This is a genomic window from Modicisalibacter sp. MOD 31.J, from assembly GCF_020147985.1.
Taxonomy (GTDB): domain Bacteria; phylum Pseudomonadota; class Gammaproteobacteria; order Pseudomonadales; family Halomonadaceae; genus Modicisalibacter; species Modicisalibacter coralii.
Genome location: NZ_JAGXFF010000002.1, coordinates 574,052 through 599,621 on the forward strand (window position 1 = coordinate 574,052; position 25,570 = coordinate 599,621).

Annotated in this window: 20 protein-coding genes; 18 read left to right on the forward strand and 2 right to left on the reverse strand. The window is 63.8% G+C overall.

All coding sequences use genetic code 11. The annotated features are described in order from the left end of the window. Positions 1 to 67: 67 nt before the first annotated feature. On the reverse strand, positions 68 to 634 hold the full coding sequence (locus tag KGR00_RS08385; protein ID WP_224417161.1) for a copper resistance protein NlpE N-terminal domain-containing protein: 567 nt from the start codon (positions 632 to 634) through the stop codon (positions 68 to 70). 109 nt (positions 635 to 743) lie between these two features. On the opposite strand from KGR00_RS08385, the gene tssJ reads away from it, so the two are divergent. From tssJ to KGR00_RS08430, 9 genes are all read left to right on the forward strand, one after another. Beyond that, the gene (gene tssJ, locus KGR00_RS08390; protein WP_224417160.1) at positions 744 to 1,289 is read left to right on the forward strand and encodes a type VI secretion system lipoprotein TssJ; all 546 of its coding nucleotides are present in this window, start codon (positions 744 to 746) and stop codon (positions 1,287 to 1,289) included. A gap of 88 nt (positions 1,290 to 1,377) precedes the next feature. Beyond that, the gene (gene tssK / locus KGR00_RS08395) at positions 1,378 to 2,724 is read left to right on the forward strand and encodes a type VI secretion system baseplate subunit TssK (RefSeq protein ID WP_224417159.1); all 1,347 of its coding nucleotides are present in this window, start codon (positions 1,378 to 1,380) and stop codon (positions 2,722 to 2,724) included. After that, entirely contained in the window at positions 2,721 to 3,434 is a 714-nt protein-coding gene (gene icmH / locus KGR00_RS08400; protein ID WP_224417158.1) for a type IVB secretion system protein IcmH/DotU, read from the forward strand. Before tssK ends, icmH begins: the two co-directional genes overlap by 4 nt. 15 nt (positions 3,435 to 3,449) lie before the next feature. Then, positions 3,450 to 7,469, forward strand: coding sequence for a type VI secretion protein IcmF/TssM N-terminal domain-containing protein (locus tag KGR00_RS08405; protein WP_224417157.1), 4,020 nt, complete (start codon positions 3,450 to 3,452; stop codon positions 7,467 to 7,469). Between the two features lie 16 nt (positions 7,470 to 7,485). Continuing rightward, positions 7,486 to 8,415, forward strand: coding sequence for a type VI secretion system-associated protein TagF (gene tagF, locus KGR00_RS08410; RefSeq protein ID WP_224417156.1), 930 nt, complete (start codon positions 7,486 to 7,488; stop codon positions 8,413 to 8,415). Between the two features lie 20 nt (positions 8,416 to 8,435). Further along, complete coding sequence (gene tssM, locus KGR00_RS08415; protein WP_224417155.1) at positions 8,436 to 10,934, forward strand: type VI secretion system membrane subunit TssM; 2,499 nt, start codon at positions 8,436 to 8,438, stop codon at positions 10,932 to 10,934. 378 nt (positions 10,935 to 11,312) lie between these two features. Beyond that, entirely contained in the window at positions 11,313 to 11,843 is a 531-nt protein-coding gene (locus tag KGR00_RS08420; protein ID WP_224417154.1) for a type VI secretion system tube protein Hcp, read from the forward strand. Positions 11,844 to 12,106: 263 nt separating this feature from the next. Continuing rightward, entirely contained in the window at positions 12,107 to 13,216 is a 1,110-nt protein-coding gene (gene tssA, locus KGR00_RS08425) for a type VI secretion system protein TssA (protein ID WP_224417153.1), read from the forward strand. 2 nt (positions 13,217 to 13,218) lie between these two features. Continuing rightward, positions 13,219 to 14,406 (forward strand): hypothetical protein, encoded by a 1,188-nt coding sequence (locus tag KGR00_RS08430; protein WP_224417152.1) that lies wholly within the window; start codon positions 13,219 to 13,221, stop codon positions 14,404 to 14,406. A 19-nt stretch (positions 14,407 to 14,425) separates the two neighbouring features. Here the strand turns inward: KGR00_RS08430 and KGR00_RS08435 are convergent, their stop codons facing one another. Continuing rightward, positions 14,426 to 14,686: a PAAR domain-containing protein gene (locus KGR00_RS08435; protein ID WP_224417151.1), complete on the reverse strand. Its 261-nt coding sequence runs from the start codon at positions 14,684 to 14,686 to the stop codon at positions 14,426 to 14,428. Positions 14,687 to 14,810: 124 nt separating this feature from the next. Here KGR00_RS08435 and tssI point away from each other — a divergent pair, with 124 nt between their 5' ends. The 9 genes from tssI (at position 14,811) to KGR00_RS08480 (ending at position 25,334) form a co-directional block, all read left to right on the forward strand. Next, positions 14,811 to 17,420: a type VI secretion system Vgr family protein gene (gene tssI / locus KGR00_RS08440; protein ID WP_224424395.1), complete on the forward strand. Its 2,610-nt coding sequence runs from the start codon at positions 14,811 to 14,813 to the stop codon at positions 17,418 to 17,420. 2 nt (positions 17,421 to 17,422) lie between these two features. Beyond that, the gene (locus KGR00_RS08445; RefSeq protein WP_224417148.1) at positions 17,423 to 18,310 is read left to right on the forward strand and encodes a DUF4123 domain-containing protein; all 888 of its coding nucleotides are present in this window, start codon (positions 17,423 to 17,425) and stop codon (positions 18,308 to 18,310) included. After that, positions 18,303 to 20,966, forward strand: coding sequence for a T6SS effector BTH_I2691 family protein (locus tag KGR00_RS08450; protein ID WP_224417147.1), 2,664 nt, complete (start codon positions 18,303 to 18,305; stop codon positions 20,964 to 20,966). The genes KGR00_RS08445 and KGR00_RS08450 overlap by 8 nt, the downstream gene beginning before the upstream one ends. Next, positions 20,966 to 21,967 carry a DUF6708 domain-containing protein gene (locus tag KGR00_RS08455; protein ID WP_224424396.1) on the forward strand — a complete coding sequence of 334 codons (1,002 nt, stop codon included), beginning with the start codon at positions 20,966 to 20,968 and terminating at the stop codon, positions 21,965 to 21,967. The genes KGR00_RS08450 and KGR00_RS08455 overlap by 1 nt, the downstream gene beginning before the upstream one ends. A 72-nt stretch (positions 21,968 to 22,039) precedes the next feature. Beyond that, positions 22,040 to 22,366 carry a hypothetical protein gene (locus KGR00_RS08460; RefSeq protein WP_224424397.1) on the forward strand — a complete coding sequence of 109 codons (327 nt, stop codon included), beginning with the start codon at positions 22,040 to 22,042 and terminating at the stop codon, positions 22,364 to 22,366. A gap of 116 nt (positions 22,367 to 22,482) precedes the next feature. Then, a complete protein-coding gene (locus KGR00_RS08465) occupies positions 22,483 to 23,043 on the forward strand; it encodes a DUF6708 domain-containing protein (protein WP_224419921.1) in 561 nt (186 codons plus the stop codon). 135 nt (positions 23,044 to 23,178) lie between these two features. Beyond that, positions 23,179 to 23,430, forward strand: a complete 252-nt coding sequence (locus tag KGR00_RS08470) for a hypothetical protein (RefSeq protein ID WP_224424398.1) — start codon at positions 23,179 to 23,181, stop codon at positions 23,428 to 23,430. A gap of 188 nt (positions 23,431 to 23,618) precedes the next feature. Further along, positions 23,619 to 24,179 carry a DUF6708 domain-containing protein gene (locus KGR00_RS08475; protein WP_224424399.1) on the forward strand — a complete coding sequence of 187 codons (561 nt, stop codon included), beginning with the start codon at positions 23,619 to 23,621 and terminating at the stop codon, positions 24,177 to 24,179. 270 nt (positions 24,180 to 24,449) lie between these two features. Continuing rightward, positions 24,450 to 25,334, forward strand: a complete 885-nt coding sequence (locus KGR00_RS08480; protein ID WP_224417145.1) for a DUF6708 domain-containing protein — start codon at positions 24,450 to 24,452, stop codon at positions 25,332 to 25,334. Positions 25,335 to 25,570 lie beyond the last annotated feature (236 nt).

A 25,570-nucleotide genomic window follows, 5' to 3' on the forward strand; every position in this document is an offset into this window, starting at 1 on the left:
TTTTGTAGGAGATCTCTTACAAAATGTCTAAGAAAATCGCCAATTGAACTTCCGGGCAACTTGTCGCTTAATCGGGCCGCTCGGCTTCCCGGGTTTCGTCGGGCGGTGCCAGGTCCGGAATCAGGGGGGTGAGCGTGGCCGGTTCGCCCGTGTCGTCGGTCATCGGACGGCCCCGTGAGTCCAGCGGTTGCAGCTTTCCTTCGTCCCGCAGGGTGTAGGTGCGGGGGCTGCCGCTTTTGGGTTGGAGGACGTAACGCCAGCGACGAGGCTTTTCAACCTCCTGATATCTGGACCAATTCCCCCAGGAGGTGGTGACGCGCTGGCCGCCCGGGGCATCGATTCGCACCTCGTGGAGGTAGAAGTCTTCGGGGCTGCCGGTGATGGGGTCGCGCTGGAGGATCAGGTCGGTGTCGACCCCGCGGCACGTCGCGCAGGGCAGTATCCCCTGGAATCGTTCGCGGGCCTTGACGTAGTCGACACGCGGTTCGGGGCCACTGGCGCAGGCGGTCAGAAACAGGCACCCGAGAAGGGAAAACGTTTTAAGAGATCGCGAATTCATGTATAAATCCGAACTTTTATGGTGGGCGTGATGAGCGATTAAGCTCGGCGGGATTATAGCGTTTAAATCGGTCATGGGTATTCCCGCCTCCGCAACAAGAGACTGCGATTCGATAGCCGGGCGCTGGCGGATTTATGCGCGCCGGGTCGAGATCTGTCGGGCGAATCAACAGAAGACTTCGATCATGGCGAGCCTTGCGCAAAAACTGGGATTTATATTTTTAGCATTAATGCTCTCCGGCTGTGGTGTCGCCGATCGCGTCGGTAGTCGGTTCGATGACACCTGGGCCGGTGATCTCTTCGCCAATCCCGAGCGGGTGCAGGTCGCCGTCGAGGCCGGTGACTCGGTAAATCCGGATGTCGACGGCGACCCGCTCTCGGTGGTGGTCAGGATTTACCAGCTCACCGAACGACCGCCGTTCGCCACCGCCTCGCCGCGCCAGCTCTGGCGCGATGACGAGGCGGCACTGGGCGATAGCCTGCTGTCGCGGCGCGAGCTGACGGTGTTGCCGGGCGAACGGGCGGTCGACACGGCCGCACTCGCCCCCCGCGCTCAGTTCGTCGGTGTCGCGGCTTTCTTCCGCAACACCGTCTCCGGGGCCTGGCACGTGCTGTTCGATGCCGAGGCGCTGCGAGAGGGGGGCTGGCTCGGCGCCTCCGACGGGGTGCGGCTACGCCTCGTCGGCGATCGCATCGAGGTCGAGCGCGGCGAAAATCTGTTGAGCGAATGAGGGCGGGCGCGAAACGCCTTCTCCTTTCTTCGCGATTGCCAGCGGTCGCGGGGCGTCAATCGACACTTCACAGACGCGGGACAGGGACGTGAGTAGACACAATCGCATCATGTGGTCCGAGGGGATGTTTCTCCTCCCCCAGCATTTCCAGTACCAGGACGAGTTCCATCAGCGCCAGCTGAGCGAGGCACGCCAGTCTCAGCATCCCTTCCAGTGGGGGGTGCAGCAGGTCGCCTTCGACGAGGGGGCGCTCGAGCAGGGCACCCTGCGGCTGACTCGCCTCAAGCTGGTGTTCCCCGACGGCACCCTGTTCGATGCGCCCCAGCACGATCCGTTACCGCCGGCCCGGGATCTCGGCGACATGTCGCGCAATGGCGAGGTGACGATCCATGCGGCGCTACACACGCTGGAGCCCTGGTCGCCGAGCTATCTCGATCCGGACGCAACGCGCCATGGCGGTCGGCGCTTCATCCAGCGTTTCGAGACCCGGCCCGACCTCTACGAAGGCACGATCGAGAACGAGCTGGGCACGCTCGAACTCAACGTCACGCTGCTGATGGACGGTGACAGCCTGGACGGCTTCACCCATTGCCCGATCGCGCTCCTGCAACGCAACGCCGCGGGCGGGTTCAGTCTCGAGTCGAAGCGCTTCATGCCACCGGCGCTGCACCTCGACGCCGTGTCGCTGCCCCACGAGATCGCCAAGCGACTGATCGGCATGCTGCAGGCACGTAGCGAGGCGCTGTCGGGTCGGCGGCGCGAACGTGCCGACCAGGTGGCCGAGTTCGGCTCCAGCGACGTCACCCTGTTCTGGCTGCTCTACACCATCAATCGTGCCTATCCGCAACTGGCGCACCTGCTGGCCCATCCGCAGCTGCACCCCGAAGCGCTGTATCGCTTCCTCGCCGAGCTCGCCGCCAGCCTGATGACGTTCTCGATGTCGCATCGTCTCGCCGACATTCCCGACTACGATCACCGCCGCCCGGCGGCATCGCTGCTCGCGCTGGAGACGATCGTCCGCGAGTTGCTCGAGATCGTGGTGCCCAACCAGTACATCCCGATTCCGCTGGAGCAGACCCGGCCCTCCTACTACGTGGGGCGTCTCAACGACGCGCGTCTCAAGGAGGCCGACTTCTACATCAGCGTGCATGCCGACATGCCCGGGTCGAGGATTCTCGAACTGGTGCCCCGCGCCTTCAAGGTGGGGTCGCCCGAGGACATCGAGGTGGTGGTCAACACCGCCATGCCCGGTGGCACGCTGACCCATGCCTCGCGCCTGCCCAGCGCGATCCCGGTGCGCCTGGACAACCACTATTTCGCGCTCGAACCGCACGGTGCCGTCTACGAGCGGATGATGGAGGCCCAGGCGATCGCCTTCTACGTCCCCAGCGGTTTCAAGAACCTCAGCATTGAATTGATGGCGGTGATGAAATGACCGAAGCCCTTGCCCCTGCGCCCGACTCCGTCGAGCCGCGTTCGCTGAAGACGCTGACGCGGGATTTCATCGCCATGGTGCTGATGGTGCGCCGTGGCCAGCAGGCGGAGAGCGTCGAGCGCTTTCTGGAGCGCGTCGATCGGTGGTTCGAGGAGTTCGAGGAGAAGGCACGTGCGCAAAACTACAGCGCGGATGCCGTCAAGGACGTGCAGTACGCGCTGTGCGCCTTTCTCGACGAGAGCGTCTTGAAAGCCGGCAGCGGCAATATCCGCGAGCACATCGAACTGCATCCGCTCCAGTACCGGCACTTCGGCGTCCATCTGGCCGGCGAGGGCTTCTACGACCGGCTCGACAGCCTGCGTGGCGACGTCCGCGGCAACCTCGATGTCCTCGAGGTCTATCACCTCTGCCTGGCGCTGGGGTTCGAGGGCAAGTACAGCCTGGAGAACCGCGATCAACTGCGCTACATCGCCAATACCCTGGGACATGACATCGCCCGTTATCGCAAGCGCGCCTCGACCCAGGGCGATAGCTGGAAATTGCCCGATCAGGTCGGCCAGATGCTGCGTTACGAGATCCCGCTGTGGGTCTATCTGGCGGGGATCGTCGGTCTCTGCCTGGCGGTCTACGCCGGGCTCGACTGGTGGCTCGGCAGCGAAACCGACGCGCTGATCGAGCAGATCCGCGATCTCTTCACCTCCACTCCCTGACGAGCGAGCGACACGATGCGTTTTCTTCGACTCCTGCGCTCGCTGAAAGGATTCTGGCCGCTTTCCATCGTGCTGTGGCTGGCCGGACTCGCGCTCTGCGTGCTCGTGATGCCGCTGTTGATCGACGAGCGCGAAGCGATCTTCGTCGCCATGGCGCTGGTCACCGCGGTGTGGCTGCTGGCGGTGGTGTTGCGTCAATACCATCGCATCCGTGCCGAGCGGACCATCGAAAACCTCGTCGAGCTCGAGATGCACCGCGAGGCCGCCGAGTCGGAGCCCGGGGATTACCAGATCCTCAGCGAGCGGCTCAGGCATGCCATGGCGATGCAGCGGGCGACCCGCTCCGTGGATGGCGGCAAGGCGTCGCTGTATGAGTTGCCCTGGTATCTGGTCATCGGCATGGCGGCCTCGGGCAAGACCTCGCTGCTGACCCGTTCCTCGCTCTCGGCAACCATCGCCGGTGGCGGCAACCTGTCCGCCGTCAGCGGCACCCAGCACTGCGACTGGTACTTCAGTCGCGAGGCGGTGATGATCGACACCGCCGGGCGCTATCTGGTCGAGGATCGTCCGGCCAGCGAGTTCGCCGACTTCCTCAAGACCCTGCGCAAGCAGCGCCGCAAGCCCGCCATCAATGGCCTGGTACTGCTGGTCAGCCTGCCCGAGCTGCTCGAGCAGTCACGCCAGGAAGCGCACGCGCTGGCCGAGCGGCTGGTGTCGCGGGTCGCGGAGTATCGTCGCTGCCTGGGTGTCCATCCGCCGGTCTACCTGTTCTTCAGCAAGACCGACCTGCTGCCCGGTTTCACCCGGGCCTTCGAGACGCTCGACGCCACCGAACGCCAGCACCCTTGGGGGCTGACCTTCTCGCTCGACGAGTTGCGCCGGCAAGGCGTGACTCAGGCGTTTCAGCGGCGCTTCCCGGGGCTGGTGACGGCGCTGCGCGAGCGGGTCGATCGGCGCGTGCTGGAGGAGGGCGAGGATGCCGACAGCGAACTGCTGCGCTTCCCCGATTACTTCGCCGAGCTGTTCGGGGTGCTCAGCGACTTTCTCGAGCGTTTCGATTCGCACCATAATGCCAACCAGGCGCCCATCCTGCGTGGGCTCTACTTCACCAGCGCCCTGCAGGACGGTCCGACGTTGCCGGCGCTGCTCGACGAGCAGACCTGTGCCGAGTTCGCCCTCGATGCGTCGTCGGCTGGTGATCGCGCCAGGGCGTCGGTCGGCGAACGCAGCTACTTCATCACCGACACCTTTCGCAAGGTGATCTTTCCCGACCGCAACCTCGGGCGTTACTACTCCCAGCGGGGCGAGCGCCGCGCCTTGCCGGGTTTCATGATCGGCGTCGCCGGGGTACTCGGCCTGGCCGCGATCGCCGCCCAGAGCGGGGCGGCATACAACAACGCGCAATGGCTGCAGCGTATCGAGGCCGATGTCGATGGCCTCGCGTCGGGCGAGAACGATGTCACGGGGCTCGAGCCCGAGACGCGGCTCGCCATGCTCGACGAACTGGAACGCCAGTTGGCGGTGATCGAAGAGCACCGCAAGTCCGGCGTGCCGCTCGAACTCGGCCTGGGACTCTACCAGGGCAGCACCTTGCACGAGCCGCTCAAGCAAGCCTGGGCGCGACTGATGCGTCGTGACGTGCTCGAGCCATTGCAGCAGCGGCTGGCGCGTCAGTTGCGCTCGCTGGATGCGTTCGCTGCGCGTGCCGGGTCGCTGGATGGGGCGACTCAGGGCGAGATCGACGTCGATGCCGATGGCGACCAGGCCGCGGCCGGCGAGACGTCGGCGGACGGTAATGGCGCTCGGGCGGTGGCCGGGCAGGGCGAATCGATCGGGCGCGGCGCGCTGGATCGCCTGCAAGAGCGCTCGACATCGCGGCCGACGCTGGGCAGTGTGCCGACCAGTGCCTCGGAGCTCGGCAGCCGCGCGCGTAGTGAGCTGCGTTCGCGCACCACCGACAGTGCCCGCGATGCCTGGTACTCGGCGCGCAGCAATGCCGAAACGGCGCTCGAGGAGGGGCTGCGTGATCGTACCCGGCGGCTGGGCAGCGAGATCGGCAATGGCGATGGCGACGATGCCTCGGCCGCGTTGCTCTCCGGCGAACAGGGGCCCTCGCTCTCAGAGGAGATGCTGACCCGGCTCAGTCAGGCCGACGTCGAGCGGCTGATCGAGAGCTACTCCTCGCTCAAGCTCTATCTGATTCTCACCGACCCCGACGCGCATCGCGACCAGGGCGATTTCGTCGCCTCGGCCCTGCCGCGCCTGTGGTCGGAGCGCGTCGAGCGACGCGGCCTGACGCTGTCCCGCGAGAGCATCATGGACAATGTCGCGCTCTACGTGCATTACCTGAAGCAGGGCACGGCGCCGGCGCTGACGCGTAACGAGACCCTGGTCGCCGACAGTCGCGAGCGTCTCAACGCCTTCCTGATCGACAGCACGCTGGTCGACCGCGAATACCTGCGCTACCAGCTCGAGGTGGAGAAACGCTTCGAGCCCCTGACGCTGTCCCGGATGGTGCCGGAGATGCGCGGTCGGCTGCTGTATTCCAGCCGTGCGGTGCCGGCCTTCTACACCCGCCAGGTCTGGGACGACTATCTGCGTCCGGCGATCATCGAGACCGTGTCCGGCGACCTGCAGCGCGAATCCGACTGGGTACTGGACGACGAGGACGTCGATGACGCCGTGCAGTCGAAGGCGCGTTTCGTCAGCCAGTTGATGGCGCGCTACAAGCGCGACTACGTCGTCGCCTGGGAGCGCTTCCTCGGCAATACCCACGTCGCCGAGTTCGATACCCTCGAGCAGGCCAGCCAGCGCCTCGCCGAGCTCAGCGATCTGCAGGATTCGCCGCTGCGCCGGGTGCTGGAGACGGTTGCGGCGAATACCGACTGGGACGACCCCAGCGCTCGCGAGGGCGGCGCCGACGGCAAGGCGCAGGATCGCAGCTTCTGGGGGCGCGTGATGAGTGTGTTCGAGAGTGACGACGGCAGTGGCCCCGTGGTCGATCCGACGTCACTGCCGCGCATCAACGACGGCGCGCTGATGCGCCACTTCCGGCCGGTGAGCCGCATGCTCGCGGCCGACGATGCCACCGGCAGCGACGACTCGATTCTCAACCAGTATCTGCTCGATCTGCGCCAGTTGAAGGTGCGCGTGGACAACGTGCGCAGTGCCCAGGACGTCGGTCGCAGCAGCAAGGCACTGATCATGGCCACGCTCGGCGGACAGCCGACCGAGGTCAACGCCTTGCGCAATTTCGTCGCCTCGCGCGTGGACACCTCGCGGACCTCGCTGGTCAAGGCGCTGGAACCGCTGTTCCGGGTGCCGGTGGAAAGCACCTGGGCGGCGCTCAACGGCCCCGCCCGCCGTCAGCTCAATGCGGCCTGGGACGACAAGATCGCCACGCCGTGGGATCAGATGATCGCCGGGCGTTATCCGGTGACCGATTCCGTCAACGAGGCATCCGTCCGTGACCTGGAGCATTTCATCGATCCCGACCAGGGCGTGCTCTCGGCGTTCCGTCGCAACGAGATCGGCGATCTGGCCGGCTCCGGCAGTGGGCAGCGTTCGCCGATGGTCGACCCGCGCATGCTCTCCAGCATCGACGATGCCACGGCGCTCGGCCGGGTCATCGACAGCCTGTCGGATCTGCGGAACGGCTTCGAGATCCAGATGAATCCGACCGCCGGGCTGACCGACATCATCCTCACCATCGACGGACAACGCCTGCATTACCGCAACAACACCCAGGCCTGGGAGCGCATGACCTGGCCGGGGGACGATGAGGCCTTCGGCGCGCGGATGGACATCGTCAATCGCAACGGTCAGCGTCACACGGTCTTCGACTATCCCAACCGCTGGGGCTTCCTGCGCATGATCGACAGCGCCCACATCACGCCGATCGACAACGCCCGGCAACGTTTCAGCTGGCGCACCTGGATGGGCACGGTGAGCTTCGACGTGCGCAATTTCGGTGGCGTGAAGGTGTCCGATCTGCGTCGCATCAAGTCGCTACGGATACCCGAGATGGGCGGATGACGAGCGGGGCGTCGGCATGATCGGTTGTTTCGGCAAGATTCCCAGCCAGGCGGACTTCGTGGGCGTGAACGCCGCCGGCGCGGTGATCCAGGAGCTGGACCAGTGGTTGCAGAGCGCGCTGTTGCGGTTTCTCGATCACGCGGACTGGCAGCATCGCTTCGACGCCCTGCCGGTGTGTTTCTTCAACTATCACGCACGCGACGGCAGCGACGTGATGGCCGCGATGATCAGTTCCGCGGATGCCTCGGGGCGACGCTATCCGTTCTTCATCTTCCAGACGTTCAAGGCGGTTGGGCGCCCGGCGGTGTTGTCCTGCATCAACACCCTCGGCGAGATATTCGCCGGACAGGTGCGGGGGATCCTCACCGATTCGGTGCACGGCCCGTCGCCGATCGACCCGGTGGCGGCCCTCGACGAGCTGCGCGCCCTGAACGAACAGGATCTCGCGCTTTACCAGCGCATCCACGCACGGTTCCTGCAGGACTACAGCTTCGAGGACGTCGTCAAGTCGCTGGAATGGAGCTGGCCGGAATTCGTCAGCGGGGCCTGCCTGCACCGTCTGCACTATGCCCTGACGCGCTGGAACGCGGGCAGTCACCGGGCGGTGATGCTGCCGCTGCCGGCGGAGCGGGGCCTGAAGCGGCCGGTGGCGGATCTCTGGCAGCAGTGGCTGGGTAGTGCCTGCCCCGGGGGAACGCCGGTCATGAGCCTGTTGATCGACGATTTCATGCGCCCGCGACTGCTGGTGATGCCGGTCTGGCAGAGTGCCGAGCAATTCTTCGAAGTGCTGTCCGATCCCGACGACCGACGATTGTGTATCGATGTCTTGTCGCCGTTCGCCGATGACGAAGCGCATCCCGGCGCCCTGGCACTGCCGGACATTCGCTTGAGCCTGGCCGATTTCATGGCCCGTTTTCCGCGCGACGGCGCGCCACTGACTGACTGAATTCCGAGCAGGTCGTATCGATGAAACGTTTGAGATTCGCCTACCTGAAGTATCTGTTCTTCAAGTACCAGCCCTATATCCTGGGGTGTCTCTTCTTCCTGGGCATCTTCCTGGTCTGGCGAATCGGCGTGGCGCTGGGCTTTTCGTCGCTGGCCAGCCTGCTGGCCGGTATCGTGCTGTTTCTCCTGGCCTCGGCATTCTACGTGCTGCTGCTCTATCGCGGCGTGGGGCAGAAACGCAACCTGGAGGATCTGCTGATCGAGGATGCCGATGCCGCCATGCTCGAGGCCAGCCCGCAGGATCGCGAGGAGATCGGCCTCTTGCGCGAGCGTCTGCTGAAGACGATCGAGCGGTTGAAGAGCAGCGACGATGGGCAGGGCCGCCGCAGGAGCAAGCGCGACGCGCTCTACGCCCTGCCGTGGTACATGATCGTGGGGCAACCGGCGGCGGGCAAGAGCACCATGGTGTATCAGTCCGGTCTCAATTTTCCCTTCGCCGAGCGCGAGAACGCGCGGGTCGCCGGCATGGGCGGCACCCGTCATTGTGACTGGTTCTTCAGCTCGGATGCGATTCTGCTGGATACCGCCGGTCGCTACATGAACAGCGAGGAGGAGGCCGGAAAGTGGAAGGGCTTCCTCTCGCTGCTGAAGCAGTATCGCCGACATTGCCCGCTCAACGGCTTGATCGTCGCGGTCAACATCAGCGATGTCGTTCAGGCCAGCGACAGTCAGCGCAGCAATCTGGCACGCCGCTTGCGCGAACGTATCCAGGAAGCGCGTGACCACCTCGAGGCACGCCTGCCGATCTATCTGGTGTTCACCAAGTGCGACCTGATCGAGGGCTTCACGCCGTTCTTCGAAAGCCTCGACCCCGAGCGCCAGAGCGACGTGCTCGGGCACACCTTTGCCCACCAGCAGCCCTCTGACGTCGATTGGGGGCGCCGGTTCGACAGCGCCCTGGATGCCCTGTGTCGCCACTGGCTGGAAATCGGCGACGAGGAGATCGTCGAGCGCGACATCCTCGAGACCCGCCGCGATGTCGCGGCGTTTCGTTTTCCCCTGGAACTGGCAGCGCTGCGTGGCACCCTGACGCATTTCGTCGAGGCGCTGACCAACGCCAACCCCTATCAGAGCGCACCGTTGTTGCGAGGCTTCTATTTCGTCAGTGCGCTCCAGGAGGGGGAGGTCATCGAAGGCGAGCATGCCCAGCGGGTCGGCCGCCACTTCGCCCTGGAAAAACCCGCGGCCTTGTCCGCGCCGCGCGCCGATCATCCCTTCTTCATCGCCAACCTGTTTCGCCGGGTCATCGTCGCCGATCAGCATCTGGCCGGTCTCTACGCCGGCGATAGCCGGGGGCGGCGACGCAAGCTGCGCTGGAGCCTGGCCGCCGCCGTCGTGGGCGTGGCGCTGTGCGCGCTATGGATTACCTCGGCAGTACGCAATCACGGCGAGATCGCGACGTTGTCCGAGGCGCTGGTCGAGGCCCAGGCCCGGGATCGGGAAGACACCGCCCAATACGCCCAGTGGGCGAGCCTCGATACCTTGCGTGAATGGGGCGAGCGCTACTATCGGCGCCGGCAAGGCGATGGCGCGCCCTGGCCGATGGGCTGGGGGCTCTATCAGGGCGAGACGATCGAACCGGCGCTCCGCGACGTTTATTTCTCGCAGCTTCAGCCGGTGATGCTCGATCCGGTCTCGCGCAATCTCACACGCTCGCTGTTCGCGCTGACCACGATCGGGGTCTATCGGCGCAGCAGCGACGAGCTCCACGCCGTCGACGGCCCCGAGACCGTGGCACCCTATGCCCGCCCCAAGGACAACAGTGCCGAGTCGCTGGCCAAGTTCGGTCGTGCGACGCTCGATACCTATCTGATGCTGTCGGATCTGCCCCGCGAGCAGATCGATTCCGCGGAATTGCGCAATCGGCTGCCGGCGTTCTGGTATCCGGCCATCCAGCGCCGCACCGGCACCCGAATCGACGAGCAGCAGGCGAACTATCGCTACGCGAGTCGACAGGTCGATTTCTACAGTCAGCAGATCGCGGAGCCCGACGTGCCGCGGATCGCGTCCAACGCCTTCTTGATCTCGAGCAGCCGCAACTACATCGACAGCCTGCTCGAACAGACCCTGACCAGCACCGAAACCATCGTGCTGGAATCGGACACCCTGTTCGCCTTCGGTCGCGGCGATTATGCCGGGCTCCAGAAGGCCGGCCAGGAGACTCTGGACGATCTCGCCGAGCGGTTGCTCAACACCCGCGACCTGGGACAGATCCTGATCACCGGGCATGCCGACCCCATCGGTAACGAGGCGAACAATCGCAAGCTGTCGCTGCAACGCGCCATGACCATTCGCCAGTATCTGGTCGGCAAGGGGGTGCCCGCCGGCTTGATCGAGGCCCGGGGCGTCGGCAGCGAGCGGCCCCTGGTGACCTGTGATCGCGATCAGCCCCGAGCGGCGTTGATCGAGTGTCTGGCGCCCAACCGCCGGGTCGAGATCGAAGTCAGGAAACAGCAGTGAGCGATGCCAAGGCAACAAAGCCACCGTCATGGCGTGGGCGAGCATGGCATCGACCCTCGGTCGTTATTTCTCGGGAGGCGTGTCCCGATACATCGCAAACATTTGTAGGAGAATTGCCATAGTGAATGTCAGGTATGTCTGAATTCACGCTGCAGGCTTGCGGAATGAATCGAGATGGTTTTCGATGATATTCCCCAAAAAATGAAACGCTGAATGGTCAGGAAAATCATTCGGTTAAAATGACCGTTCGGTTTCATGTCGCCGTCATGGATGGTGACCGATGAGTGACGTTGCGTCACATCCCACGTATCGGTTCCGGTCGAGTTTCGTGTCGTGGGTCAGGCTTTTTACAGAGAGTAAACAGGAGGTACGAGTAACATGGCATTCGATGCATATCTCAAGATCGACGGCATCCCCGGCGAAAGTCTCGATGACAAGCACGTCGACTGGATCGAACTCAAGAGCTTCGATTTCGGTGCCAGCCAGGCGACTTCGGCGACGGCGAGTTCTGCCGGTGGTGCCTCCGCGGAGCGCGTCAATCTGAGCGAATTTCGCGTCCAGAAATTCGTCGACAAGGCGTCGGCCAAGCTCTTCGAGGCGTGCTGCAAGGGCCAGCACATCAAGGAAGTCGTATTGCACGTCAACCGTGCCGGCGGCGACAAGGTGCGTTACATGGAGGTCAAGCTCGAAGAGGTCATCGTTTCCTCGACCAACATGGAAGGCACGTCCGCTTCCACCGGCTTCGAGCAGGACGAGCACGAGGACCGTCACGACCTGCCGTTCGAAACCGTGAAGTTCAACTTCGCGCGGATCAAGATCACCTACACCCAGCAGAAGCGCTCCGATGGTCAGGGTGGCGGCAACGTCGCCGGCGGCTGGGATCGCACCCGCAACAAGGTTTACGCCTGAGTGGTGTGAGCCATCTGGCGTGAATCGGGGGCGATGGTCCTTTGGCAGGGCCATCGTCATCCTGTCGGAAACGCCCCCGTTGCTCGCCTCGAGACGCGCCCGTGGCTCCGTGGAGCCCCCGGGCGCGTCGCGTGGACTGACCCAGAGAGGGCGGTCCCGAGACCGACTCTCTCTGCGTGAGTCAACGCAGGGTTCGTCAACATCGTCGCCCAGCGGAGTGCGCCGACCTCCGCCGAGGCCGCAATCATCACGAGGTCGCAGACATGGAACCATTCGGCGAACTCTCCATCGATGCGCTGCTCGCGCCCATCGACGGCGGTAGCCATGGTGAAGCCGGGGAGGATTTGACCTTCTCGGTGCTGTTCGACGAGATCAAGGAGGCCCGCCGGGCCGACCCGGCCTATCTCCCCCAGGGAGAGTGGCAGGCGGAACTCAAGCAATCCGACTGGGGCAAGGTGATTCAGTTGACCAGCGATGCGCTGGTCGAGCAGAGCAAGGATCTGCAACTCGCGGGCTGGCTCTGTGAAGGCCTGGCGCATCGCGAGGGGTTCGAGGGCATCGGCTTCGGCCTGACGTTCGTCGCGCGGCTGCTCGACGACTACTGGACGACGCTGTATCCCGAGCTCGACGAGGCGGATCTCGACGAGCGCGCGGCGCGCCTGGACTGGCTGGTGAACGCCCTGATCGACGTGACGAGAAGTCTGCCGTTGGTCGCCGGCGACGAGCACGGCCTGGCCGACTACGACGAGTCGCGTCAGGTCGAGAATCAGGCGCGCAACGATCCCGATGCCATGGACCGCGCCCTGCGCGAGGGCAAGATCAACGACGAGATCTTCCAGCGCTCGGTGGTGCTCACCAGCACGGAATTCCTCCAGGAACGCCATGCCGCCATCGTGGCGTCGCTGGATGCCCTGGCGCAGCTCGACGAGGTCGCCGACCGTCGCTTCGGTCGCGAGGCGCCGAGCTTTGCCGCGCTCGAGAAGGTGCTGGGGCAGTGCCGCGATCTGACCGAGCGATGGTTGCGCGAGCGGGGCGCCGATGTTGCGGCGCCGGTGGAGCCCGACGTGCCCGAGCCCGTCACCGAGGCGCCGGAACGCGTCGAGCCGCGGTTCGACATGCCCGCCGCCGCCCAGCCTGAGGGGGAACTGCGCACCAGGCCGAACAGTCGTGACGAGGCGTTCGAGATGCTCACCGGCGTGGCGCGTTATTTCAAGGAGCGCGAGCCGCATAGCCCAGTGCCCTATCTCATCGAACGTGCCATCAAGTGGGGCCGTATGCCGCTGGAAGACTGGCTCAAGGACGTGGTCAAGGATCACGGTGTCATCGACAGCATCCGGGACACCTTGGGCACGCAACCCAGGGATGATGACTGATCATGTCACGCGCGTCGATTTTCGATCGTCTTTCCCGCCGGCCGCCGAGCGTCGAACCCGTCGAGTCGCCGAGTGCGGCGCGAGGCGATTACGACCCCGACCGATTGCGGCTCATCGATGGCGTGGCGCTGACGGCGTCGGGGTTCGTGGGTGGTGGCGGCGTACCCGAGGCGCGATCGCCGAACCTGTCCGGGTCGTTGCGTGGCGCGGACGGTTTCCGGTTGCCGGTTCATGAGATCGTCGATGTGATGCCTGTCGAGGAACCGCGTCTCAAACGCGTCGAGGCCAAGGCGCTGCGCCTTCACGAGCTGGTGCAGACGCTCATGGTCGAGGCGTTGATGATGCTCGAGACGTTGCCCGAAGACGCCGCGTTCGACGTGGTGCTGAGTGCGCCGATTCGCTCGGCGGAGGCCGCCGGCATCGTCGTCGAGCATCTGCGCGGGGCGATCGCCGATACCCAGTACGCCGCGTGCCTGGGCGAGGTACGACATCTCCGGCACGGCGACGACCCGCACGCGGCACTCTCCCTCGCCGAACGCGACGGCATGCCCTACGTGCTGTGGATCAGTGCCGATTCGCTGCTCAACGAGGCCGACGTGACGGCGCTCGGCGAGCGTGGCGTGCTGGTGCGCGCCTCGCACGGGGCCGGGTTGCGGCCGGGCGAGGCCGTCTCGGCCCTGTTGATACAGCGGCTGTTGCCCGAGCCCGGGGCCTTCGATGACGGCTGGCGTCTGGACAGGGGCTACGCCGGCGAGCATGCCCCTCGCGGCAGTCGTCGCGATCACGACAAGCGCCGGGCGCTGCTCGCGTCATTGGACGCGGCCTGGCCGTGTTCTCCGGCGGCCGGGTCGAAAGGCGAGAAAGGCGATGAGGACGAAGGCCGTGACACGAGCCAGGATATCGCTGGCGCCGCGCCGTCGCGCCTGGTCATCGATACCATCGGGCTGCCCGGAAGGGCGGTCGAGGTGGCCAGTGCGCTGACCGAGCGCTGGCCGGAGCTCGACATGATCGAGGACGGCATCGGGATTGACGATGTCTGCGGCTGGCCCGGCGAGGCGCTGACGGCCCTGGCGCTGGTGCTGGCGATTGCCGGGCTCGAGGCGCGCGAACACGCGCTGGTGCTGTCTCTGGAAGCGGAAACGCGGACGCGCTTGTGGCCCCTGCGCAGCTACGCGGCCGAGATCGCGTAGCCGCGCGGGGCGAAGCGTTTCACTCGTGACCGCTGTTGCCGTTGTGGGAGGAGATCAAGGTCGCCCCGCAGGCGGTCTTGTGGCCGTGCAGCGCCACCGGCTTGCCGTTGACCTTCAGGGTCGGATGGCCTTCGACGATCACCGTGGTGCTGTCCCTGGGGCAGGTGACCTTGTCGCCGACGCAGGCCACGGGCTTGCCGTCGACCAGGTAATTGCTCTGCGCGGTGATGACCTTGCCGCCATGGCTGGTGGTGTCGCCGAGTACAACGATGCCTTTCATCGGTCCGGGCTTCCTGGCTGGGGTGAGAGGGGGCCCGCCGAGGCGGGCGCATCAACGAGCGTCAATTTAGCCATCGACGCGTCGCGGGAACAAGCGCCGACGACAGGATGGAGGAGAGGTGCGAATGACCGACACGCTACGCGATACATTGCTCGACACCTTCGGCATCGAGCTGGCCCCGACACAGCGCCTGCTGCGCCTGGACATCCCCGGCGTGGCCCTGCTGCCCCACCGGCTGGTCGGCGAGGAGCGCGTCAGCGAGCCGTTCGCCTACACCCTCGACTGCATCGCCCAGCACGCCGACATCGAACTCAAGACCCTGATGGCCCAGCCGGCGACGCTGTCGATCCGTCAGGCCGACGGCGACTATCGCGCCCTCCACGGCCTGGTCAGCGAGGCGGCGCTGCTCGGCGAGGACGGCGGTGTCAGCTACTACCAGCTCACCCTGGTGCCGTGGATCCGGATGCTCGGCCTGGGCCGCGACAGCCGGATCTTCCAGAACCGCTCGGTGGTCGAGGTGCTCACCGAGGTCTTCGACGCCTTCGCCCCGGCCAAGGGCCGCTACCGCTTCGACCTGCGCCGCGACTACCCGGCCAGAAGCTACTGCGTGCAGTATCGCGAGAGCGATCTGGCCTTCGTCAGCCGGCTCTGCGAGGAAGAGGGCCTGTGGTACTACGTCGAGCACGGCGAGGACGATCACTGCGTGGTGTTCACCGACGATACCGACACCACGGCGCCGGTCGAGCCCCGCGCCATCCGCTTCCACCGCCAGGATGCCACCGAGGCCGAGGACGCCCTGACCCACTGGGGCGGGGCGCGGGTCCAGCAGCCCACCCGGGTCAGCGTCGCCAGCTTCGACTACAAGCAGCCCGCGCTGACCCTGCGCACCGGGCTGGACACCCTCGACGACCAGGGCAACCTGCCCGAACGCGAGCTCTACGACTACGCCGGCGAGTACTACTACCACGGCCACACCCGCGGCGAGCGGCTCACCGCCAACCGCCTCGAGGCCCACGAGTCGCTGGCCAAGCGCTTCCACGGTGCCGGCGGCGCCCGTCAGCTGCAGGCCGGGCGCTGGTTCGAGCTCACCCAGCACCCGCTGCACGACACCGGCGGCGAGGCCGAGCGGACCTTCCTGCTACTCGGCGTCACGGTGCATGCCGAGAACGTGCTGCCGGTCTCGGCGCACCTCAAGACCCTGCCCGGCAGCCTACAGCCCCGGCTCGACGCCGCCAAGCGCGCCCACGGCCTCGACGACCTCGACCCCCAGGCCCGCGACGACGCCCGCGACAGCGACTACGCGCGCATCGGCACCGGCCACTTCCTCGTCGACCTCGAGGCCCAGCGCCGCAGCCAGCCCTACCGCCACCCGCTGAGCCACCCCCGGCCGGTGGTCGGCGGCCCACAGACCGCCACCGTGGTCGGCCCCGAGGGCGAGGAGATCCACACCGATCCTCTCGACCGGGTACGGGTGCAGTTCCACTGGGACCGCCAGGGCCGCCACGACGAGCGCGCCGGGGTCTGGCTGCGGGTCGCCCAGCCCAACGCCGGCGCCGGCTGGGGCGGGGTGTTCGTGCCGCGCATCGGCCAGGAAGTGCTGGTCGACTTCCTCGAGGGCGACCCCGACCGGCCGCTGATCACCGGCCGGGTCTACAACGGCGAGCAGCGCCCCGAGTGGCACAGCCACGGGCTGTTCTCCGGGTTCAAGAGCAAGACCTATCGCGGCAGCAAGTACAATGAGCTGCTGTTCGACGACGCCACCGACCAGGAGCGCGTGCGGCTGGGCTCCGAGGCCGACAAGAGCCAGCTCAACCTCGGCTACCTGATCCACCAGAGCGGCAACACCCGCGGCGCCTTCCGCGGCAGCGGCTTCGAGCTGCGCAGCGACGCCTATGGCGCCATCCGCGCCAACCGCGGGCTCTACCTCACCAGTTGGGGCCAGCTCGGCGCCAACGGCGACCAGCTCGACCTCACCCCGGCCTTCCAGCAACTGGGCAATGCCTACGAGATGGCCGACGCGCTCAGCCAAAGCGCCGTGGCGCATCACGCCGAGGCCCTGGCCGGCAACGCCTCCCTCGCGCGCGCTCGCGACGACACCCAGGCGCCCTACGGCAACAGCGAACGGCTCGCGGAGACCAAGCAAGACAGTGCTCGTGGCGCCACCGACAGCGGCGGCCGGGGCGAGAGCGCCGGCCTGAAGTCCCCCTGGCTGCACCTCGCTTCCCCGGCCGGTATCGCCACCACCACCCCCGAGTCGCTGCATCTCGCCCAGGGGCACACCCTCGGTCTGGACAGTGGCGAGGACATCAACCTCGCCGCCGGTCGCAACCTGGTCGGCGCGATACGCGACCGGCTCTCGCTGTTCGTGCAGAAGGCCGGCATGAAGCTGTTCGCGGCGCGGGGCAAGGTGCAGATCCAGGCCCAGTCGGACAACCTGGAAGCCACCGCCCGGCGGGACCTCGACGTCACCTCCACCGAGGACACCATCGATCTGGCCGCCGCCGAGGAGATCCTGCTGGTCAGCGGCGGCGCCTACGTGCGCATCAAGGGCGGCGACATCGAGGTTCACGCCCCGGGGCGGGTCTCCATCCAGGGCAGCAGCAAGGAGTTCGGCGGGCCGACGGAGATGCACGTTGGCCGCCCGGCGTTGCCCGACGCCGAGGAACCGATCTGCATCAGTTGCTGGATGAAGGCGCTACGTGAACAACGGGCGCTGGTCAAGGTGCAGGGGTGATCGTGGACACACCGACCCTGAAAGCGCACATCGAAGACCGCCTGGCGGCGTTGGACGAGGCCGTTCGGGCATCGACCACCGTATGCGCGGTGGTGGAAATGGGCTTGTTGTCCGAGGACGCGCGCACGGCGTTGTGGCAGGCCTTCCAGGGTCACCCCTGGTTCCAGCAGGCGGCCTTCAGTGCGTTGAGGCCCTTGGGCCCCTGGCTGTTCGTCGCCGATATCGAGACCCTGCTTGACGATCTGTACCCCCTGGCCGAAGGCGGATTTCACGGGCTGTTGATGACGCATCAGCCGGCGGCTGACGAGGCCGAGAAACTGGGCGCGTTCTGCGTGGTCGAGGATGCCGCCGGCGAAGAACAATTGTTGCGTTATTACGCGCCGCACGTCTTGCCCGTCGTGCATCGTTTTACCGACAAGCCCTGGTATCACGGCTTGTTCGGCAGCCTGAGCCACTGGTGGCTGCCAGGGCTGGATGGCTGGCTGGACTATGCGGGCACCTGGTCGCCCACGAGTGACAGTCCCGATGCCGGTGCCGATGCCAGGATTCTCCTTACACCGGATCTCTTGCAGGCATTGGGGGGCGACCCCACGGTGCACCGGATACTCGGCGAGCTGGAACGGTCCTCGCCGTCATTGTTCCAGGTCGATTGCCCGGGCATTCGCCTGGCCATCGTCGACCAGGCGATTCACCAGGCCCGCCAAGCCGGGCTCGAAAGCCTTCAGGACTTGAGCGTTTACACCGCCTACTGCGTGGCTCACGGCATGGCGGTGACGCGTCGCCCCGACTTCTTGCGCGCCGTGGACCAGTCGCGATCGCTGGCCCGCCCCCTGGCGGAAACGCTTCAGGCCACGGGCGTTACTGGCAACAACGAGACGGATCATGAATAGCACGCTCGACCCATTGAGTATCGGACGCACCATCGGCGATCGCCTGTCGGCCATGCCGCAGACCGAGGACGACGGCGCGACGGTCGACTGCAAGACGTCGGTCACCATTCTGCCCCTGCGATACAGTGCCCTGTATGCCGAGGAAGCGGATCGGGCCGCGCTGGAACGCGTCCCCGAATACCAGGGACCGCCGGTGGCCGGCGTCACCCTGGCGCAGGCCCGGTATGGCGCTCGCTTCCTGCGCGAAGGGTACCTGTACGTGCTGGTCAAGCGGCTGGGAACCTATCGCTGGGAGCATTGCTACCATGTTTCCGCCGATGCCCTGCTGGCCGGCATCGACCCGAATCGGCCGACCCACACCGGCGGTGGCATGCCGCACTTCACCATCCGTGAGGCGGAGGATGTCGCCGAGGCGTACATGCTCTTCCTGCCGGATCCCTTGAGCGTTCGGCAACTGGAACTGATTCGCACGCAGCCCCATCGGCGGGACACCCTGCAACGCTTCGCCATCGCCGAACTGGCCCATAGCTGCGGTGGCCAGGATGTCCTCGCGCCGACGCAACTGACGCACCAGGTGGCGGAGTTCATCGGCTATCGTGACGAGAGTGTCGCCCGCCTGTTGCAAAAGCAGCTCTTTCCCGTATTGACGGACCCGTTCGATGAATCGGCCACGCCCGCCGATCTTCACGATTACGCGGCGCGATTCGAGACCCTGCAGTACGACCTGTCCGACGGCAAGGGGTTCGCGGTCGTCCTGAGCGATGCCATCGGCATTACCCAGGAATTGAACAACCACCGCAACGATGCCCTGGAGCCGCTGCGCGACTGGATGGAAAAAGAGGACGAGAACGGCCTCACCAACGAGCAGCGTTTCTACACCTCGGAGTTGATACGCGATCTCCGCGAGAACTACGTCAAGGGGCGGGTCAATGCCCTTGCGCAGCGGGATGTGGCGAGTTTCAGATCGCGTGCCGGATTGCGCTACATGCCCCATGTGCAAGCGGTGGGCGTAGCGGAGATGGGGGGTAACAGCCAGCCGATGGCCCGCGACTACGAACTGGCCGAGGAGTACGAACAGCGCCAAGCGGAGATCCTCGAAGACAGCTCACGGCGGATCACGGCAGAACGCGGGGCGGAATTTCGCCGGGAATACGATGGCCAGTATGCGCCGCTGCTGGATCAGAACGCACGGCAGGCTTTCGACGAGCGCATGGCCGAGCAGTCCCGGCGCCGAGAGGCGTTGATGGCCCCGCGCGCGGCCGACCACCTGGCCTGGCTGCAAGGCAGCGCCTTTCTGGATGCGCTGGATTTCTACGATTCGCGGGGCCCGATCTGGGGCTGGGCCTACAGCATTCAGGTCGTGCAGGCCACGATGGGGATGGAAGGCACCGAAGCCGGCGCCGCGCTGCTGGACCAGTGGTGGCGGGATATGAACATGCACGACCGTTCGAATCTGGCCTGGGCGGTCTACTGCCTCAATCAGTACGACATCCGCCGTGCGGGGCAACAGGATATCGAGGCGTTTCGTGCCAAGGAGGCACAACTCACCGGCACCGACGACGGCAGTTGGATCGGGCCTGAGCCGCAGAACATTCTGCAAGGGTTCAAACAGCTCATCGTGGCCTTCAACACGGCCAACGCGGCGCTGGAAGGCGAGACACCCGACTGGTTCCGGTCGAACCGGCTGGGCGTGACCATGGCCTGGTATACCCAGTTCATGAAAGGGTTCTTCGAGAAGGCGCGCAGCGAGACCATGGACCGGGCCACGCTACGCGTGTCTCTGGGGTTGATGCGCGCCCAGCTTGCTCGGCGCGCCGCCAGGATCGGCGTCAATCGCCGCTGGTTCAGCAAGGGCTCGGCACGGGAACTCGCCAAGGCCAAGCGCTTCCTGTCACGGGATATTCAAACGGCGCTGGAAGGCAATGGCAGCCAGTTCATGCAGTTTCGCCTGGGCGTGGCGGTGGCGATCATCGAGAGCTATGCGCTCTATCAAACGCTCTCCAAACAGGACAAGGATTCCCGCGACTATGCCCAGGTCGCTGGCTCCTTGGCTTTCCTGGCCGCCGCCATAGCGGACACCGCCGCCTCCGGCATCAATATGGTCATGGTGATGGGGAAATACCACGCAACGGATGTGGGCAAGGTGGCTCGGTTCCAGTTGGGCGGTTTCTCGTTCTGGGGCGGGATGCTGGCGTCGGTGGGGGCGTTGTTCGGGGCGATTGATGATTATATAGAAGCTGAGAATCAATATAAAAATGATAACTATCTACTTGTAGCTTTCTATGGCGTTAGATTCATAGCTAATGTGGGTATCGCCATACTGGGGACAGCGGTGACCTTAGCATCCTCGGCGACCTTTTTATCCCGTGTTGCGCAGCAGGGCAAAACCGCGCTGGCGCGCCAGTTGGCCGGTTTGCTGGCGCCACTGGCCCGCACCCTGGCGGCGGCGGCCATCCGTGGCGTACTGATGGCCGGTTTTGCCGTGGTCTCCTGGGCTGGCATCATTCTGACGGTCGGGCTCTGGTTTTTCGGTGACGACGCACTGGAAGCGTGGTGCAAGCGCTGTGTCTTTACCACCGAAAATGCCCCGGATTATTACCCCGACTACGCCGAAGAGGTCGGCGCCTTCCACCAGGCTTTACAGGACGTGACCTGATGTATTTTATCGAATGGCTGATGCGCCGCACCCTGACGGCGAGCAAGAAGGATATCACCGGGTTCGAGGGTGATATGAAGCAGTTCGAGAAGGCGACCGAGAAGTACGGCAAGCAGTACCGGGGCATGCAGGAGCGGCAGGTCAGCGACGCGCCATCCGATGCACGCTCCATCTACCGAATGAACGACACCTATATGGATGTCAGAACCTTCTTCGATGAATGGCGGGGAGGGATTGTATTAGGGCTGTCTCCTTTGTTGCTTGGTGTTTTAGGATTCCCCTTTAGCTTCTTGATCCCTATGGGGGGGGATTTAATGAGCGGTCATACTTTTCATACTGGCCGAGCTATAGAAGCATCTGATTACATGGCTTTTCTTGTATTGCTCTTCGGATGGTTGTTAATGCTTGCAGCGTTTATCTATCTCTTTTGGATATTTCGTATGGAGTGTCTGGTCCAGCGCCATATCGTGGTCCGCTTCAATCGCAAGACCCGCAAGATATACATCAACCGGCCCAACTTCGCCGGTGGCAATCGGGTCTACGACTGGGACGACGTCGTGGCCTCGGTCGATCCCGACGACCGGGTGGTGACCAAGCAGCGCAAGCGCGAGATTCTGATGCTGTTCTTCTTCAAGCAGCGCACCGGTGCCGAGTATCACGATGTGGTCTTTCTCGGCGCGCCGCTGCGCAGCGACCATGAACTCTATGCGCTGTGGGAGTACATCCGCCGCTATATGGAAGAGGGCCCGGAAAGCCTCCCCAAGCCCAGGTGCATCCCCAGTTTCCCCTGGCCGTGGCGCTCGCTGCTGGCCCCCTGGAGCTTCGTGGAGAACAAGTGGGCCGCCGCGCCCTGTCGCCCGGGGATGATCGCGCTGGTAGTGATCGCCTCGCCGCTCATGCTGATTCACGCCGTGGCCCACTGGTGTTCGCTGCTGCTGTGCTGGCCTGTCTACTGGCCGCGCAAGCTACGTCGGGAAAGCACGGCGTCCGGGCCGGTATGAAGGTGTCACCGCGCAGCATGCCCGGCGCGCCTTGGAGACCGCGCCGGACGATCTCGGCCGAGTGGAGCCTGCATGTACTTCGTTGAGTGGCTGATGCGCCGCACCCTGACGGCGAGCAAGAAGGATATCACCGGGTTCGAGGGTGATATGAAGCAGTTCGAGAAGGCGACCGAGAAGTACGGCAAGCAGTACCGGGGGATGCAGGAGCGGCAGGTCAGCGACGCGCCGTCCGATGCACGCTCCATCTACAAAATGAATGACACCTATATGGATGTCAGAACTTTCTTCGATGAATGGCGGGGAGGGGTGGTTCTGGGGCTGGCGCCTATCTTTACAGGGTTGATAGGTATACCTCTTTTCTTCTTGTTGCCTGCGATATCCGTTTTTTTAATGGGGTAGATTTATATTCCGATGAGCCTGCAGTTGCAGGTGAATATTTTTTCCTTGGACTTGTGTGGTGCTCATGGTTCGGTTTTTTGGCCATTTTTATTAAGTATCTTTTCTGGATATTCCGCATGGAATGCCTCGTCCAGCGCCATATCGTAGTCCGTTTCAATCGCAAGACGCGCAAGATTTACATCAACCGGCCCAACTTCGCCGGTGGCAATCAGGTCTACGATTGGGACGACGTGGTGGCCTCGGTCGATCCCGACGATCAGGTGGTGACCAGGCAGCGCAAGCGCGAGATCCTGATGCTGTTCTTCTTCAAGCAGCGCACCGGTGCCGAGTATCACGATGTGGTCTTTCTCGGCGCGCCGCTGCGCAGTGACCACGAACTCTATGCGCTGTGGGAGTACATCCGCCGCTATATGGAAGAGGGCCCGGAAAGCCTGCCCAAGCCCAAATGCATCCCCAGCTTCCCCTGGCCGTGGCGCTCGCTGCTGGCCCCCTGGAGCTTCCTGGAGAACAAGTGGGCCGCCGCGCCCTGGCGCCCGGGGATGATCGCGCTGGTGTTGATCGCCTCGCCACTCATGCTGATTCACGCCGTGGCCCAGTGGTGTTCGCTGCTGCTGTGCTGGCCGGTCTACTGGCCGCGCAAGCTACGCCGGGAAAGCACGGCATCCGGGCCGGTGTAAGGGAGTTTTCGGCGACGACACACTCGAGGCGTGGTGCAAGCGCTGTGCCTTTACCACCGAAGACGCCCCGGATTATTACCCCGACTACGCCGAAGAGGTCGGCGCCTTCCACCAGGCTTTACAGGACGTGACCTGATGTATTTTATCGAATGGCTGATGCGCCGCACCCTGACCGCGAGCAAGAAGGATATCACCGGCTTCGAGGGTGATATGAAGCAGTTCGAGAAGGCGACCGAGAAGTACGGCAAGCAGTACCGGGGGATGCAGGAGCGGCAGGTCAGCGACGCGCCATCCGATGCGCGCTCTATCTACCGAATGAACGATACCTATATGGATATCAGAACCTTCTTCGATGAGTGGCGGGGGGGGGGGTGTTGTTGGGTCTAAGCCCTTTGTTGTTAGGGTTGTTTTTTTTTCCCTATCTACTGTCTGGTTTTTTCAGTATTTTTTGGACCGGAGTGATGCCTAATACGGGAAGAGCTGCCGAGACTGCAGACTATCTAGCAATAATAGGTGCCTGGGGGTTGTGGTTGATTATGGTGGCTGCATTTTCCTATCTCTTCTGGATATTCCGTATGGAGTGTCTGGTCCAGCGCCATATCGTGGTCCGTTTCAATCGCAGGACGCGCAAGATATACATCAATCGGCCCAATTTCGCCGGTGGCAATCGGGTCTACGACTGGGACGACGTGGTGGCCTCGGTCGATCCCGACGACCGGGTGGTGACCAAGCAGCGCAAGCGCGAGATTCTGATGCTGTTCTTCTTCAAGCAGCGCACCGGTGCCGAGTATCACGATGTGGTCTTTCTCGGCGCGCCGCTGCGCAGCGATCATGAGCTCTATGCGCTGTGGGAGTACATCCGCCGCTATATGGAAGAGGGGCCGGAAAGCCTGCCCAAGCCCAGGTGCATCCCCAGCTTCCCCTGGCCGTGGCGCTCGTTGCTGGCCCCCTGGAGCTTCCTGGAGAACAAGTGGGCCGCCGCGCCCTGGCGCCCGGGGATGATCGCGCTGGTGCTGATCGCCTCGCCGCTCATGCTGATTCACGCCGTGGCCCACTGGTGTTCGCTGCTGCTGTGCTGGCCAGTCTACTGGCCGCGCAAGCTGCGTCGGGAAAGCACGGCGTCCGGGCCGGTATGAAGGTGTCACCGCGCCTCGTGGTCGATCCGCAGGTTCCGAGCGGCGAGCAATCGGCCCACCCTGGTCGCACGAGACGTCAAGCTCTCCCGAGCTCTACCCAGTTGCTACGTGACATCTGTTGGGTGATCGCGTCCGTTCACGGTATACGCAGCATCCGGGCCGCCGAGGATACACAGGAATGGTTGAGCCATAACTTTTATGGGACAGCCGAAATATTCAAGAGTGTAACGGCTTCCAAGAAACAACTGGCTAACGTTTTGGGGTGATCTCTTGAATATTGAAAAGTATCTTAGATTGACAGGGTTTCTGAGAAAAGGGAGTTACCCTGACATAAAAATTCCCTCGCCTGGAGAGGCAGAGGATATCAAGGCGGCGCCCAGCACCCTGTTCCATGTCGATGATCATTGTCTTGTGTTGGGGGACGCTGGTTTTCGAGAAAGAGGGATGTCGCTTGGTGTGTTTTTAATCATGGTGCCAGTTATGGTTGCTTTTTGTGTTGTTTTTAGTTATTTAATGGTCTCTGTTCAGGAATATCTGTATTCAGTAATTTTTAACGCTTTTGCATTGTTTGTAGCTCATCCTTTTATTTTGGCAGCTTGGTTCGAGATAACACGATCCTCCGTTTATCCGGTGGTGTTCAATCGCAAGACCGGCAAGGTGTATTTTTTCAGCGATCAGGACGGCCGACCCCGGCAAATGCCCTGGCAGGAATGTTCCTATGCCGTCGCTTACAAGGGGCGCTCTATCGTGGCCTGCCGGTATGAATTGCGAGGGTTTATCATGTCCGGTTATCGTGTCGAGGACAGCTTCTCCTTTGGTGATACGGTTTATTTGCAAAGGGAGGCGCCGAAGGAGGGGATGTTTTATTTTCTCAATTATATTCAGGCTTTTATGGAACATGACGAGGATTTCGAGAAGCCCGAACGGCTCATGTCCTGGCGGCCGTCGCTGACCGAGTCCGCGCGACATACGATCCCCCGACTCGTCACCAACAACACTACCGTAAATGTCTTGTCCACTGTGTTTTATCGGTCGATGTGTGTGTTCTTCTCCTGGCAGATACTGGGGCATTATCTGATTAGTCGGTATGGAAAAATACCGCAATGGCCCCAGGAAATCATCGATGAGTGTGGTGAGGGTATTATTCTGAAGTAGGGCAGACTGGAGTCATATCCTTGGCAGTGGTGGAGCGCGAATGCTCTCCCAGCGCTACAGCGTCCATGAGATCGCTCATATCGGATCCTCTGCTGCCTTGATGATCGATAGTGACGCGCAGAATAAGTCGAAATGCTGTGTTACGAACCGATATGTGATGAGTTTCAGATCGCGTGCCGGGTTGCGCTACATGCCCCATTTGCAAGCCGAAGGCGTAGCGGAGATGGGCTGCAACA

Excerpts from the sequence above, each read along its gene's own strand:
- KGR00_RS08385 (WP_224417161.1), bottom strand. The coding sequence starts at position 634 with ATGACCGATTTAAACGCTATAATCCCGCCGAGCTTAATCGCTCATCAC.
- tssJ (WP_224417160.1), top strand. The coding sequence starts at position 744 with ATGGCGAGCCTTGCGCAAAAACTGGGATTTATATTTTTAGCATTAATG.
- icmH (WP_224417158.1), top strand. The coding sequence starts at position 2,721 with ATGACCGAAGCCCTTGCCCCTGCGCCCGACTCCGTCGAGCCGCGTTCG.
- KGR00_RS08405 (WP_224417157.1), top strand. The coding sequence starts at position 3,450 with ATGCGTTTTCTTCGACTCCTGCGCTCGCTGAAAGGATTCTGGCCGCTT.
- tagF (WP_224417156.1), top strand. The coding sequence starts at position 7,486 with ATGATCGGTTGTTTCGGCAAGATTCCCAGCCAGGCGGACTTCGTGGGC.
- tssM (WP_224417155.1), top strand. The coding sequence starts at position 8,436 with ATGAAACGTTTGAGATTCGCCTACCTGAAGTATCTGTTCTTCAAGTAC.
- KGR00_RS08420 (WP_224417154.1), top strand. The coding sequence starts at position 11,313 with ATGGCATTCGATGCATATCTCAAGATCGACGGCATCCCCGGCGAAAGT.
- tssA (WP_224417153.1), top strand. The coding sequence starts at position 12,107 with ATGGAACCATTCGGCGAACTCTCCATCGATGCGCTGCTCGCGCCCATC.
- KGR00_RS08430 (WP_224417152.1), top strand. The coding sequence starts at position 13,219 with ATGTCACGCGCGTCGATTTTCGATCGTCTTTCCCGCCGGCCGCCGAGC.
- KGR00_RS08435 (WP_224417151.1), bottom strand. The coding sequence starts at position 14,686 with ATGAAAGGCATCGTTGTACTCGGCGACACCACCAGCCATGGCGGCAAG.
- tssI (WP_224424395.1), top strand. The coding sequence starts at position 14,811 with ATGACCGACACGCTACGCGATACATTGCTCGACACCTTCGGCATCGAG.
- KGR00_RS08450 (WP_224417147.1), top strand. The coding sequence starts at position 18,303 with ATGAATAGCACGCTCGACCCATTGAGTATCGGACGCACCATCGGCGAT.
- KGR00_RS08455 (WP_224424396.1), top strand. The coding sequence starts at position 20,966 with ATGTATTTTATCGAATGGCTGATGCGCCGCACCCTGACGGCGAGCAAG.
- KGR00_RS08460 (WP_224424397.1), top strand. The coding sequence starts at position 22,040 with ATGTACTTCGTTGAGTGGCTGATGCGCCGCACCCTGACGGCGAGCAAG.
- KGR00_RS08465 (WP_224419921.1), top strand. The coding sequence starts at position 22,483 with ATGGAATGCCTCGTCCAGCGCCATATCGTAGTCCGTTTCAATCGCAAG.
- KGR00_RS08470 (WP_224424398.1), top strand. The coding sequence starts at position 23,179 with ATGTATTTTATCGAATGGCTGATGCGCCGCACCCTGACCGCGAGCAAG.
- KGR00_RS08475 (WP_224424399.1), top strand. The coding sequence starts at position 23,619 with ATGGAGTGTCTGGTCCAGCGCCATATCGTGGTCCGTTTCAATCGCAGG.